At 38.8% G+C, this 12,653-nt stretch carries 14 protein-coding genes; 6 read left to right on the plus strand and 8 right to left on the minus strand.

Annotation, left to right across the window (positions count from 1 at the left end):
- The 3 genes from OKW21_RS06280 to OKW21_RS06290 form a co-directional block, all read right to left on the minus strand.
- Entirely contained in the window at positions 1–642 is a 642-nt protein-coding gene (locus OKW21_RS06280; protein WP_277478369.1) for a POTRA domain-containing protein, read from the minus strand.
- Complete coding sequence (locus OKW21_RS06285) at positions 581–1,381, minus strand: M56 family metallopeptidase (protein WP_277478371.1); 801 nt, start codon at positions 1,379–1,381, stop codon at positions 581–583. The genes OKW21_RS06280 and OKW21_RS06285 overlap by 62 nt, the downstream gene beginning before the upstream one ends.
- Before the next feature lie 354 nt (positions 1,382–1,735).
- A complete protein-coding gene (locus OKW21_RS06290; protein ID WP_277478374.1) occupies positions 1,736–2,845 on the minus strand; it encodes an alkene reductase in 1,110 nt (369 codons plus the stop codon).
- 281 nt (positions 2,846–3,126) lie between these two features.
- Here OKW21_RS06290 and OKW21_RS06295 point away from each other — a divergent pair, with 281 nt between their 5' ends.
- From OKW21_RS06295 to OKW21_RS06305, 3 genes are all read left to right on the plus strand, one after another.
- Positions 3,127–4,500 carry a PQQ-dependent sugar dehydrogenase gene (locus tag OKW21_RS06295; RefSeq protein WP_277478376.1) on the plus strand — a complete coding sequence of 458 codons (1,374 nt, stop codon included), beginning with the start codon at positions 3,127–3,129 and terminating at the stop codon, positions 4,498–4,500.
- A gap of 89 nt (positions 4,501–4,589) precedes the next feature.
- Positions 4,590–5,081: a c-type cytochrome gene (locus tag OKW21_RS06300; protein ID WP_277478378.1), complete on the plus strand. Its 492-nt coding sequence runs from the start codon at positions 4,590–4,592 to the stop codon at positions 5,079–5,081.
- Between the two features lie 226 nt (positions 5,082–5,307).
- On the plus strand, positions 5,308–6,873 hold the full coding sequence (locus tag OKW21_RS06305) for a peptide MFS transporter (RefSeq protein WP_277478381.1): 1,566 nt from the start codon (positions 5,308–5,310) through the stop codon (positions 6,871–6,873).
- A 44-nt stretch (positions 6,874–6,917) separates the two neighbouring features.
- Here OKW21_RS06305 and OKW21_RS06310 read toward each other — a convergent pair whose 3' ends face one another.
- The 3 genes from OKW21_RS06310 to OKW21_RS06320 all read right to left on the minus strand — a co-directional run bounded on the left by OKW21_RS06310 (position 6,918) and on the right by OKW21_RS06320 (position 8,599).
- Positions 6,918–7,943, minus strand: a complete 1,026-nt coding sequence (locus tag OKW21_RS06310) for a DNA topoisomerase IB (protein WP_277478383.1) — start codon at positions 7,941–7,943, stop codon at positions 6,918–6,920.
- 109 nt (positions 7,944–8,052) lie between these two features.
- Complete coding sequence (locus OKW21_RS06315; RefSeq protein WP_277478384.1) at positions 8,053–8,334, minus strand: DUF4235 domain-containing protein; 282 nt, start codon at positions 8,332–8,334, stop codon at positions 8,053–8,055.
- 109 nt (positions 8,335–8,443) lie between these two features.
- Complete coding sequence (locus OKW21_RS06320; RefSeq protein WP_277478386.1) at positions 8,444–8,599, minus strand: YqaE/Pmp3 family membrane protein; 156 nt, start codon at positions 8,597–8,599, stop codon at positions 8,444–8,446.
- A gap of 344 nt (positions 8,600–8,943) precedes the next feature.
- Here OKW21_RS06320 and OKW21_RS06325 point away from each other — a divergent pair, with 344 nt between their 5' ends.
- From OKW21_RS06325 to OKW21_RS06335, 3 genes are all read left to right on the plus strand, one after another.
- Positions 8,944–9,195 carry a YtxH domain-containing protein gene (locus tag OKW21_RS06325; RefSeq protein ID WP_277478388.1) on the plus strand — a complete coding sequence of 84 codons (252 nt, stop codon included), beginning with the start codon at positions 8,944–8,946 and terminating at the stop codon, positions 9,193–9,195.
- 161 nt (positions 9,196–9,356) lie between these two features.
- Positions 9,357–9,767, plus strand: a complete 411-nt coding sequence (locus OKW21_RS06330) for a V-type ATP synthase subunit I domain-containing protein (protein ID WP_277478390.1) — start codon at positions 9,357–9,359, stop codon at positions 9,765–9,767.
- A 114-nt stretch (positions 9,768–9,881) separates the two neighbouring features.
- Positions 9,882–10,796, plus strand: a complete 915-nt coding sequence (locus OKW21_RS06335) for a diacylglycerol/lipid kinase family protein (RefSeq protein ID WP_277478391.1) — start codon at positions 9,882–9,884, stop codon at positions 10,794–10,796.
- On the opposite strand, the gene OKW21_RS06340 is transcribed toward OKW21_RS06335, so the two are convergent.
- Both OKW21_RS06340 and OKW21_RS06345 read right to left on the minus strand, forming a co-directional pair.
- The gene (locus OKW21_RS06340) at positions 10,783–11,952 is read right to left on the minus strand and encodes an App1 family protein (protein WP_277478392.1); all 1,170 of its coding nucleotides are present in this window, start codon (positions 11,950–11,952) and stop codon (positions 10,783–10,785) included. The two genes, OKW21_RS06335 and OKW21_RS06340, sit on opposite strands and share 14 nt — an antisense overlap.
- A 75-nt stretch (positions 11,953–12,027) precedes the next feature.
- Complete coding sequence (locus OKW21_RS06345) at positions 12,028–12,492, minus strand: ferritin-like domain-containing protein (protein WP_277478394.1); 465 nt, start codon at positions 12,490–12,492, stop codon at positions 12,028–12,030.
- Positions 12,493–12,653 lie beyond the last annotated feature (161 nt).

Raw genomic sequence — 12,653 nt, forward strand, 5'->3', positions numbered from 1 at the left:
TTAATTTTTTGCATTGATTTCTGTGAGCACAAACTCAATGTCTACGGTTCCTTCATCAGCATGAGGAATTGGATTAATTCTTACGTTTTTAGCATCAAAATATCCCATCTCAGCGATCGCTTTTTGCGATGCAATCAAATCAGCACGATTGAACCAGTCGCCGGATTTAATGACTAATTGGCTGAGAATCTCCTCTTTGCTTACAGATTGATTTCCTTTGATGATGATATTTTTAGTCTTAACCTGCTCACCTTCATAAATGTCAAATACAAGTTCATTAACTCCAGGCTCAACTTTAATCTCTTTAACACTGATATTGAAGAACAGATAACCATGATCCATATACAGTGAAGAAAGATCATCAAGGCCTGGATTATAATATAAGCGGGAATTTAAAAGCTCTTCATTGTAAAAATCTCCTGGCTTTAGATCCAATGCTTCGCTAAGCTGTTCATCACTATATACCGAATTACCTTCCCAGCGGATACTGGCTATCTTATTGCCATCTTTAATAGAAGCCTGAGCATTGGGTTGCTCAACAAGTGCAGCATCGGTTACGGATTGTAGATCCTCATGACCTTCATCTATGCAGGAAAAAAGAAAGAGTAAGGAAGCGATCAGAGGTATAAGCAGTAAGAACATAAAACTTCTTGAGGGCTAATGTTCTGGTTTTCATGAGCATCGTAATTCTGTTATGGATTTGTTTTTTGGTAAAGCTGGTTGCCAGTGTAATTGAATCAGCAGGACCGGATAGTTTGATGAGTAGATGAGCATAAGCTTTTTGTTGCTTTCCCTTTCCCGAGACTTCTTCATCTGCCAGAAACTCATGCACGTTCTGCAAGCTTTCTTTCAGATACGTTACAAGGGGGTTAAACCAAAAAACAATGCTGAAAAGCTCAAAAAACAGTAAGTCCAGGCTGTGCTTTTGTCGGACATGTACCTGTTCATGCGCTTTAATCTTTGCTACTTCCCAAGCATGCAGGCCTTCCACTCCCTTTCCAAGAAAAATGTAGTTTAGAAAAGAAAATGTGGATAAGTGCTCCGCCTGATAGACTATCATGTATTGGCTTTCTTTCACTTTTGGATGACAACTGATAAGTCTGCTGATTTTGTGTAACTCCTTACAAAGAACCCAGCTTTTGTATACAATGCCTCCTATGTACAAAAATAGTGGTAACATTAGTAGCCAGTTTATTGCCTTGGCTGAGGTATTTTCGGAGGTGGCTTTTGTATAACTCTTTAGGTTCAGCCAATCATAGGTATTCCATCCATAAGCATTATCAGGCGGAGTATCTATCGCAGAAAGTGTGGAAGGAACAGTAGTATCAAGCACCGGAAGTACACAAGCCAGAAAAATACTCGTCAGTAAATATGCGCGCATTCATTTGAAATGCGTCAGCCTGGCGAAGAACAGATAATAAAGCAGAGAGAAAGCTAAGAGGCAAAAACTGGCCTCCAGCAGGTACTGAAATAAAGCAAGTATCATACTTTGGATGTTAGCATGCGCTAAAAGTAAAACTAAATTATTAGTTTTACAACGTAAATATCAGTTTTATAACTGAATCTTCAGTTTTATGATAGAGCTTTAGCTTTAAAGCCTTATGCAGCAACTAATATTGAGCAAAAAAAACCGTAAACCTTTGATTTTAATCAAGGCTTACGGCTGAATTCAATAAAATATATGATTGGGATATTATGCAAAAACATGTATGATCATGCTCTTACAGTATCTAATTTAGCTAACGACTTCTTCCAGGACCGGGTAATCCAGATAGCCTTTTACGCCGGGCGTATAAAAAGTGTTGCTGTCCCACTCATTGAGAGGAGCGTTTTGCTCAAATCTCTCAACCAGATCGGGATTGGATACATAAGGTTTGCCAAAAGCTACCAAATCTGCATTACCAGCCTCTATCACTGCATTACCTTTCTCCTGATCAAAATTAGCATTGATAATCAGCGTGCCTTTGTAGATCGGACGGTATCTTTTGGCGATTTGCGTTTCCGCAAAAGGAAGTGAGGACACATCGGTAAAAGGCTCGGACAAATGAAGGTAAGCCAGGTCATACGCATTTAGCTTATTGACAATATAGTCAAAGGTAGGAATGCTTTCCTCATTCATCTCCATTCCGAAAATACCGTGTAAAGATGGGTTTAGTCTTAAACCGATTCTGTCTTCAGGCATTACCTCCTTGATCGCGTCAATAATTTCAAATAGTATTCTGGTGCGGTTTTCTATACTACCTCCGTACGCATCAGTGCGTATATTGGAGGTGCTACTAAAGAACTGGTGCAGCAGGTACCCATTGGAAGAATGGATTTCTACGCCATCAAAACCAGCTTCCATCGCATTTCTTGCAGCATTTTTGAAGTCCTGAATGGTTTCCTTGATTTCTTCAATGCTCATTGCTTTGGGCGTAACCGTTTCTTTAAACCCTTCTGGTGTAAATGACTTGGCATCAGGGTTGATGGCTGAGGGCGCTAAAGGAAGTTCCCCGTCGTGAAAATCAGGATGAGAAATACGTCCTACATGCCACAATTGAATAAATATTTTTCCACCTTCATCATGCACTGCCTGTGTCACTTCTTTCCAGCCTTCCACCTGGGCTTGAGAATGAATGCCTGGAGTGTTGACATAACCCACGGCCCGGGGAGAAATCTGAGAACCTTCAGTAATGATCAAGCCTGCTGAAGCCCTTTGCTTGTAATATTCACCCTGTAATGCTCTACTCGGAGCTTTTTCAGGATTATCAGCACGACTTCTGGTCATCGGAGCCATCACCACTCTGTTCTTTAGTTTCAGACTACCCGATGTATATGATTGCAGTAAAGCTTGTTCTTTGCTCATCTTAATTTTATTTGATTATTGATTAAAAAAAATGTGAAGTTCAACTGAAAACTATTAGATACAATGTATTTAATGTTTATACAAAAAACGTAGTGTAAGATTATATGTTTAGATATTTGAAAAAATAAAAAGAGATTGAACAATCCATTAAACAAATCTTCTACTCGTGCTATTTTATCATTACAGAATTATGTGTTTCCATGAAAGCTTCTGGATAATTCTTAAATCAGTATTTCATTGCTTATTTTGTAATTCAACTAACTATCAATTTATTTTTTACTATGAGAAAGCTTAAATCTAAATTTCTTAAGAATTCTGATTTCAAAAGTTTTTGCTTCAGAATGTCTATGTTCGTGATAGCCTCAGTGCTTTTTTGGGCATGTGAAAATAATCAGAGTAGCGAAGATCAGATGGCTGACAATGAGCCCAACCCTGCATTTGTAGCCGATGATGATAATGGTTCAATCACACTGGAGAATGGATTCAGTGCCTATGTGGTCGCGGATGATCTTGGTAAAACAAGACACATGGCGATACGTGAAAATGGGGATATCTACATAAAAGTTCGTGAGCCAGAAAGTGGGGGGGTACTTGCCCTCAGAGACACTACCGGTGATGGGCGTGCGGATGTTAAAGAATATTTTGGAGAGAATGTAACAGGTACGGGGATTGGCATCCATAATGGCTACTTGTACTATGCTTCTCTGACTGCGGTGTATCGTATTCAATTAGACGAAAATGCATTAGTTCCCACTGGCAGTTCGGAAGTAGTAGTAGATGGTTTTCTGGAACAGCCCCAGCATGCCGATAAGACCCTGGCTTTTGATAATAGCGGTAATATGTATGTCAACATAGGCGCTCCATCAAATGCCTGTCAGGAGCAAATGCGCTCTCCCGGATCACCAGGTCAGGACCCATGTCCACAATTGGAAAGACAGGCGGGTATCTGGCGTTTTGATGCTAATCAGCTTAATCAGACACAGGCAGACGGTATACGCTATGCAACGGGTATCAGAAATGCGGTAGGTATTGAGTGGAATGAAGAGGTAAACAGCTTATATGCTATGCAGCATGGCAGAGACCAGTTAAATACCATATGGCCGGAATACTATAATGATAGCAGTAGTGCGGAACTGCCTGCGGAAGAGTTTTTGAAAGTGGAAGAAGGAGATGATTTTGGCTGGCCTTATTGCTACTATGATGCTAACAAAGAACTCAAAGTACTATCTCCCGAATATGGTGGAAACGGAGAAGAAGTAGGGCGTTGTGAAAACGCTAAAGACCCTATCATGTCATTCCCGGCGCACTGGGCTCCTAATGCGCTAGTGTTCTACAATGGTGATCAGTTTCCGGAGCAGTATCAGAATGGTGCTTTCATTGCGTTTCATGGCTCATGGAATCGTGCGCCATTACCTCAGCGAGGATACAATGTTGCTTTTGTTCCTATGGAGAATGGCATGCCTACTGGTGAATTTGTACGTTTTGCTGATGAGTTTGCCGGAGAAGGCGGGGATCTGGGCAGCCCGGCAGATGCGGAATTCAGGCCAACCGGACTGGCTATTGGTCCAGATGGTTCTCTCTACATCAGTGATGACCAGAAAGGGCGTATCTGGAGAGTATTTTACGATGATGCCAGTGCTGTAGCGATGCGCTAGTATTCATGACATGAAATTCCCAAAGCTTTGTGAGCTTTGGGCTTTTTTTGTAATTTTCCCCAATTAATCAATTTAAACAGGAAATAACCTTGAAAAAACTAAGCCTTTTTTTAGTGGCAGCTAGCATGGCTTGCCTTGTTGCTTGCTCCGGAGGAAGTGAAAGCAGCAGTTCTGCAGCAAATGAGAGTCAATCGGAAACGGAAACAGTTGAAGAAGAAGCCCCTCAGGCATCTGCCGAACTTACTCAAAAAATGGAAACCGGTAAAACAGTTTACAATACTTACTGCATCGCCTGCCATCAGGCGGACGGTAGTGGTGTTCCCGGTGCTTTTCCTCCACTTCAGGAGACTGAATGGGTGAACGGAGAAACTGACACTTTAATTTCCATCGTATTGAACGGTCTACAGGGGGAAATTACTGTAAAAGGGCAAACTTATAACAGTGTTATGACTGCACATAACTTCCTGTCTGATGATGAGGTTGCCGGTGTGCTTACCTATGTTCGTAAGTCATTCGGTAATAATTCCAGTGAGATCACTGCTGAAGAAGTTGCCGAAATACGGGGAGCAGAGGTTGAATAGTGAGGTAATACTCATGTCAAAAACCACTACGCTCTCATTCGTAAAAATGTAGTGAAAATATCAATGCTGGTGTGCAACATCAGCATTTGTTTTTTATAAGTATAATGCTGGTGTTTAACAGTAGAATTTTAGGTAGAAATATAATATTGTGAGTTCGGATCTGTTATTCACGCGACAGAAAACTTTTACTGACTTCAGAAAATAAGAATGTATTAATAAAACCTATATGGCAGAGACTAACGCTACTTCTGATCTGAATACGGAAAAAAGATCCCATGAAATGTTTGGGCACCCAAAAGGCTTGTTCTATTTATTCTTCGCTGAACTCTGGGAGCGTTTCAGTTTTTATGGCATGCGGGCCCTCCTGACTTTATACATGGTTCAGCAGGTTTTTGAAGCACTGGCCAATAGAGATACGGTCTCAGCCATAGTCTATTCCTCCTACGGATCTTTGGTATATGCTTCGCCCCTGATAGGAGGGAGGATAGCGGATCAGATACTGGGCTACCGCAAGTCAATTATGCTAGGTGGAATATTTATGGCAATTGGTCATTTTGTGTTAGCCATTGAAAATAATGTAGCCTTCTTTGTCGCACTGGCTTTTATCATCGTGGGAAATGGATATTTTAAGCCTAACATTTCCACATTTGTTGGCGCGCTGTATCCTACCGGTGATACGCGCAAAGATTCGGGTTTTACCATATTTCATATGGGTATCAATATTGGTGCTTTCCTATCACCTATTTTATGTGGGTGGCTGGGAGCAAACTACGGCTGGCATTATGGCTTTGCTTTGGCAGGCATAGGAATGGTCGCCGGGGTGATAGTTTTTCAGCGAGGTATTAACAATGGGGTGTTTCATGATCACGGTTTGCCCCCTTATCCCAGAAAATTACAGGAGAAAAAGCTGGGTTTAAAAACGGAACCCAGAATATGGGTAATTTCTTTGGTGACGGTTCCGCTTATTGCCGTGTTGTTGTCTTCTTATGAGTTTATTGCAGGAGGTACGAGTTTTCTGGGAAAAATAACCTTCGTTAACCTGATATTTTATGCTCTGAGTATCTTTATTCTGGGATATATAGGCTGGGTGATGACTACTATAGACCTTAAAGCCCGCAAGCAATTGGCAGTTGCTATGTTTTTAACAGTTTTTATGACGCTCTTCTGGGGCTTTCATGAACTATCAGGAAACATCATCACCCTATTTTCAGAGCGAAATGTCACCTTGGATGTTTGGTTGTTTGATAATGCTGCCGCTACCAATGCATTGAACCCGCTTTTTATCATTCTGCTTGCTATCCCGATCTCAGCCCTGTGGGTAAAGTTATCCAAAAGCAACATCAATCCCCGTACTCCCTATAAATTTGCGATGGGACTGGCATTGCTGGGGCTTGGTTTTTATATACTTTTTCTAAGTCAGGGTGCTGCCAATGAGGCGGGGAAGGTGCCCTTCATATTTCTTGTACTCATGTACCTTTGTCTTTCGTTAGGTGAGCTGTTTACTTATCCCGTGGGGCTTTCTAAGATTACAGATCTTTCTCCCAAGACAATTGTAGCCTTTATGATGGGGGTTTGGTTCCTCTCCTCAGCGTATGCTTTTCAGATTGTAGGCTTTGTAGGGCAACGACTGGCAATTGATAATCTGGAATCAGGTGAGGCTGTGCCAGCAACTGAAACCTTGCAGATATATACCTCAGGTTTTGAATCCATTGCCTATGTTGCTTTAGGAGGTGCGGTTGTTGTTGTTTTGCTTTCACCCCTGCTCAACCGGTGGATGGATGAAATTCACTAGTAAAAACAAGGGCTTATGCATCAAAAGGTCGCGAGAGCGGCCCTTTACTGCTGAAGAATATTCAATGCTATAATCTCACTATCTCTCAAAAGTTTGCGCTGGCTTGAAGGTAACTCTATACTTGTTCTGCAAGAGTAAGGCTTCAGACTTTCTTGAATAACTGCCTTCAAAACCTTGGGGTGGATATAATATTCCTTGCATACACTCACTGTGTTTCCCAGTTCCTTGGCTACCAGTTTGACCAGGGTTGACTCGTATTTAAGTCGTGGATTTTTATCAACTGCCTCACGTGCTTTAGCCTGTCTTTCTACCGCCAGGGTAGTTCCTCCCCATGTTCTGAAGTCTTTACTGCTAAAACTTTCACCAGCTATCTGGTGTAAATATTCGTTAACGTCATGAGAATTTACTGCCTGGTACTTTCTATGGCCGTCTTTATAAGTAAAAATTTCGTAACCGGGCAGATCAGCGCATTCTTTGATGAGTCTGGTAATATGATTATTATGCAGGCTTATCTTACGGTATTTCCCACTTTTTGCTTTATACTCTAACCTGCCAACCCCTTTCTCAAAATCCAGGTGTTTATTTCTTAGTGTGGTTGCCCCAAATGTTTCATGCTGATCCTTGTAGTATTGATTCCCGATGCGTATGTGATATTCATCCATCATTTGAATAACCAGACATATTACCTTTTCTTTTGACCAGCCTTTTTCTTTCAGAAGTTCGGATGTGTGTTTGCGGATGGTAGGGATAGCCAGACCAAACTCTTTGATTCTGGAGAATTTAGCGAGGTTTCGGTATTCTATCCAGGCGGCATGATAAATGTATTGCTTGCGGTTTTTCTGATCAAGCCCTGTTGCCTGTATATGACTTTGGGCGTTCGTGCTGACCCAGACTTTTTTCCACATTGGAGGAATCCCTAATGACTTTATTCTATCCAGCGTACCGTCATCTTTAATAATATTTCCTGACTCATCGTGGTAACTAAAGCCTTTACCTCTCTTTATCCGTGTAAGTCCTTTCTCTTCCTGAGAAGCATACACTAAATCCGCGGGGCACTCTACTGATTTCACTTGGTACTAAAAAGTATATTGCTGACTATAAAATGATTAAAAAAAGGGTAATCTCGTATCAGATTACCCGGTAATCAGGAAAAAGTTTTCCAAAGTAATGTATTTATTTTTAGAAGTTTTCTTCAAGCTCTACCGATACATTTCTTCGGATAAGTAATTTTGTTATGCTTACTAATATACCCGTCAATACAGTAAATAAGAAAGCGCTTTGCCAGGAGACCTCTCTTGAAGCCGGGTTTTCAGGTGGTTCAGAATTAGTACTCAGTTTCCAGAGATACTTGATAAGGTTCCGTACTGCTAAAGCTGCCAGAAGAGTCATGCCACTAACCATATACTCTTTAAACTTATCATTATTTGTATGTTCCTTGATAAATTTTTTGGCTTTTTTCATTTGATTATAAATTTACGAAAGTTGGGTGGTGTATGGGTTATTAAATTTACGATAAGTTTCTAAAAAATCCCTGATATAGATACATATCACATACAGGGATATGCTGCACTTATCGTGATAATACCACAAAAGCATGAATCACACCTGGTAACCAGCCTATAAGTGTTAGTAAAAGATTAATCCAGAATTTTCCTGATAATCCATATTTAAGTGCAACCCCTAAAGGAGGGAGAAAAATTGCCAGTATAATTGAAAGTATAGACATTGTTTTAAAATTTTAAGGTAAAAAAATAGCAATAGCGAAACTGAGCGCTATCACATTGACATCTGTATAAGGTCAAAAGCAACTGAAATGTTTTAAGCATTTCTGAAAATGCGCTTGAAAAATAATTTATTAGAAAGTGTTCTACATAGTGTAGAATACTTTCCTCGGAAAAATATCGCACTTAAAAGCTCCACCCGATTTTCAATTTGAATTTTCACCTCAAAAAGCCTGTAAAAACGCTGCCAGAGGGTTATTTTACCTTTCTTAATCAACTGGTCATTTCATTGGCACGGCTTTTACAATAGGTATAGTATATTAATTAAATCAGACTATAATATTTACTTATGAGACTTATATCAGGAATTGTAATTGGTTTGTTAGCAGGTGTAGCAACAGGACTGTTAACAGCACCCGATAAAGGTAAAAAAACCAGGAAAAAGTTTAACAAAGACAGCAATAGGTTTCGTAAAGACGTAGAAAAGTCTATCAACAAAAATATAGACAGTCTTTTAGAAACTATCAACAAAGGTGTAGACAGATCATCTAAGAAAAGTAAAAAATCAATTTTTAACTTAAAGAGAACTGCCAAAGCATAGTAATTAGTAACTTTTTTGATTCCCCATTTTTTTACTATATGTCTATTACCTGAGAAAAATTATTGATGAGGCTGGGGGAAATTCAAATGCCTGAGGTAAATTTTTTTACATTTTTTTATCAACTATTATACATTACAATTTTTAATTAAAATTTTATAAACATGAATACTAAACATAGAAACATAAGCTTTATAGTAGCTACAATATTTTCTGTATCTATTTTTGCTCAGTGCACTTCTCCTAACGAAAATACCAACGATGATTTAGGTGAAGATACTGAAATCATGGAAGACAACAATATGGAGCAGATGGAAGCCAACTGGGAAGCAGAGCAGGAAGAATGGGAGTCTGCACTCGAAAATAGAATTTCCAAAGTTGAATCTGACATGGAAAATGCTTCTGAAGACGCTAAAGCCGAAATGGAAGAAGAACTTGATGAACTGAATAACGATTTGGAAGAAGTTCAAAATGCAACTGCCGATAACTGGAATGAGCTTAAGTCTGATCTAAACGAAACTTGGCAAGATATTGAGCAGGGTATTGAAGAGGAAATAAATGAAATTGACAGCTAATTTTATTTCTTATAAATTTTGAAAATCAGGGATCATTCCCTGATTTTTTTTTGTGCATTCATAAAAAAGATGCTTTTTTTTAGCTTAATCTCTTTAGAATGTTTTTTTTGACGTATGAACCGAGAAAAGTTCCTTTTTATTATCAACCCCATTTCAGGTGGTTTAGATAAATCTAAATTTTTAAACAAGTTAAATCAGGTTTTTCAAAACCAACAGAAATCATTTGAGCTGTTTGAAACCCAAGGTACTGAAGACGATCATATCAATGCACAAAAGGCTATTGAAAAACTCCAACCAGATGTAGTGGTGGCTGTAGGTGGTGATGGTACCTGCAATTTCGTAGCGGAACTCATTATCGATAAGCAAGTATTATTTGGAATTATTCCTCTAGGTTCCGCCAACGGACTGGCAAGAGAATTAAACATTAGTGAGAATCATGAACTCGCTATCAAATTATTGCTGAATGGTATAGAAAAACCTTTAGATGCCCTGATAATCAATGATAAACATCTTTGTTTACACCTCAGCGATATTGGACTAAATGCCAAAGTGGTAAAAAGATTTGAGGAAGAAAAGATAAGAGGGAAATTTGGATACTTACGCCAGTTCATCAGGGAGATAATTCATATTACACCTAAGAAATACCAATTTGAGCTGAAAGGAAACGAGTTTAAGAAAAAAGCCAATATGGTGGTGATTGCCAATGCATCAAAATATGGAACCGGTGCGGTTATGAATCCTATTGGTAAAATTGATGATGGTAAGTTTGAAATTTGTATTGTAAAACCTTTTCCCAAGTACGCTATTTTCTCAATCGCTTATCATATGTTTAGAGGTACCATCAAAACATCGCCCTACATAAAAATCATATCCTGCAAAGAAATTATCATTCATAACCTTCAAAAAGAGGTGTTACAAGTTGATGGGGAAGTAATAGGTTACCCAACTACTGTGAAAGTAACTATAAAAAAACACGCTTTTCACATTATCGCTCCCAAACCCTCCACCAGAACATCTATTCTTGGTTAACCATTCTATCAAACACCATCTGGAAGTCACTAGCCATATGCTTGTTAAATGTTTTCTCGTCTACAATACCTTTTAGTGCTTTGGGAGGCAGGTAACCATTTTTGATCGCATCTATTGCCGCAACTTCGGTATCTTTTACCAGAAGCATTCTCGTATCATATTCAGCAAGTTCTTTGGCAATGTTGTACACAAAATCATGACGTTTGGGGTGAACATCCCTGATATAGATGGTTTTGATCCTCTCAGGATATTCATGGACGATCTGCTTATAAATTTCTGCATCATGTTGTCCGCTATCACCTATAAGGATAAACTCTCGTTCTTCATGAAGGCTAAGGATATGTCTGATTTTGTCAAGTTTATGATCATGATTTCCACCACCAGACTTCCATATCTTTTTCAAATTAATCTTTACTTCCCTAAGTAGGAATGGGCCTTTGGGGAGGTTGTGATGATAACAAAAATCAGCCAGCAAGTCATATAAATTCCATTCACTGCTTGAAACATAAAAAAATGGATTGAAATTTTTCTCATCCTCAGAGTTAGAAGTTCCTCTTTCTAAAGCACAATAGAATGCGGCAACACCATCAAAAGGCAGGCGAGTCTTGGCATTCTTGAATAACATCAGCCTCAGCTTCTTTCGCATATTGGTGGCATGTGAGATCAGCAAAGTATCATCAATATCGGTAATCACTCCATATTGTGCTTGTTTACGAGTTAGCAGTATTTCTCCATACGATTCAGTAATTACATTACCCTCTTTGAGCATATAAAAATGAATAGGTTGCCAGTCTTCATCGTCAATCATTCCTTCTTCCACTATTTGATTAACAATAAAAAAACCGTCGTCATCGGTTGTATATCGCCTTACCCTTCCAGCAAACTCAGCATACACTTCTACTTCGGAAATTCCACTACTACTATATCTTTTAATCATAGCCAGCAGATTCTGCCAGAGACTATCATGTTCTTCCGGCTGAGATAATCCGGTATCCTCAATTACTCTACCTCTGATAAAAAACTGGTTGTGATTGCCATAGCCTCTATAAGGTAAAATAATGGGCTCACCGATCCACCCCAGTTTCTTCTTAATAAATGACTTTAGTTTCCTGAAAGGATAATTAACGACATCTACCAGTAGATTAAAAATGTCCATATCATGAAGTTTGGTGGTTATCCAAAAAAAAGCAAAGGTTTAACCTTTGCTTTTATTCACGAATATATTTTCTGATTAGGAATTAGCCTTTTCCGCTTCAAATTCATGTAATTGGCTAAGTGTACCTTTGATCATTGTTAACTGTTCCTGAACGCGTTCTTCAATGTATGCAGGTAATTTACCGTCAAGAGATTCAGTATACTTGTCAATAGCATGCTTTTCTCCTCTAATGCACTCATCTAATACCGCTTTGGTATCGTTGCCACTTAATCCTGACTTAAAATCCATCCAACCACGGTGTAGTTTACTCACTATAGAATCGTCACTCTTAGCTTCCTCACCGTAATCTTTGATCAGTTCGTTTTCCAGTTCAGAGCCAAATAAAGCTCTTTGTTGAGACAAGCGGTATAAAATGGTTTTAAACTCGCTATCTTCTATTTTTTCAGAAGCGTTTTTATAACCTCTTTCACCTTCTTTGCAAACAGCAATAAGCTCGTTTATTGCGTTTACTATCATCTTATTTTCATCAGTAATACTCATAATCTTATTCAGATTAAAATTAAAAAATTTAATTAATTACAATAAAAAAATTCAAGTCGGTATATAACCTTATGATACAAACTTGATCTTCATATCATACTGTTCTTATATTCAATAAACATAGGAAAACAGGGCATGTTTATAATTTTTTAAAAAAAAGC

Source organism: Catalinimonas alkaloidigena (assembly GCF_029504655.1).
Taxonomy (GTDB): Bacteria; Bacteroidota; Bacteroidia; order Cytophagales; family Cyclobacteriaceae; genus Catalinimonas; species Catalinimonas alkaloidigena.

What these genes read in the sequence shown, in the direction of transcription:
- OKW21_RS06280 (WP_277478369.1), bottom strand. Translation starts at nt 642, where the DNA reads ATGTTCTTACTGCTTATACCTCTGATCGCTTCCTTACTCTTTCTTTTT.
- OKW21_RS06285 (WP_277478371.1), bottom strand. Translation starts at nt 1,381, where the DNA reads ATGCGCGCATATTTACTGACGAGTATTTTTCTGGCTTGTGTACTTCCG.
- OKW21_RS06290 (WP_277478374.1), bottom strand. Translation starts at nt 2,845, where the DNA reads ATGAGCAAAGAACAAGCTTTACTGCAATCATATACATCGGGTAGTCTG.
- OKW21_RS06295 (WP_277478376.1), top strand. Translation starts at nt 3,127, where the DNA reads ATGAGAAAGCTTAAATCTAAATTTCTTAAGAATTCTGATTTCAAAAGT.
- OKW21_RS06305 (WP_277478381.1), top strand. Translation starts at nt 5,308, where the DNA reads ATGGCAGAGACTAACGCTACTTCTGATCTGAATACGGAAAAAAGATCC.
- OKW21_RS06315 (WP_277478384.1), bottom strand. Translation starts at nt 8,334, where the DNA reads ATGAAAAAAGCCAAAAAATTTATCAAGGAACATACAAATAATGATAAG.
- OKW21_RS06320 (WP_277478386.1), bottom strand. Translation starts at nt 8,599, where the DNA reads ATGTCTATACTTTCAATTATACTGGCAATTTTTCTCCCTCCTTTAGGG.
- OKW21_RS06325 (WP_277478388.1), top strand. Translation starts at nt 8,944, where the DNA reads ATGAGACTTATATCAGGAATTGTAATTGGTTTGTTAGCAGGTGTAGCA.
- OKW21_RS06330 (WP_277478390.1), top strand. Translation starts at nt 9,357, where the DNA reads ATGAATACTAAACATAGAAACATAAGCTTTATAGTAGCTACAATATTT.
- OKW21_RS06335 (WP_277478391.1), top strand. Translation starts at nt 9,882, where the DNA reads ATGAACCGAGAAAAGTTCCTTTTTATTATCAACCCCATTTCAGGTGGT.
- OKW21_RS06340 (WP_277478392.1), bottom strand. Translation starts at nt 11,952, where the DNA reads ATGGACATTTTTAATCTACTGGTAGATGTCGTTAATTATCCTTTCAGG.
- OKW21_RS06345 (WP_277478394.1), bottom strand. Translation starts at nt 12,492, where the DNA reads ATGAGTATTACTGATGAAAATAAGATGATAGTAAACGCAATAAACGAG.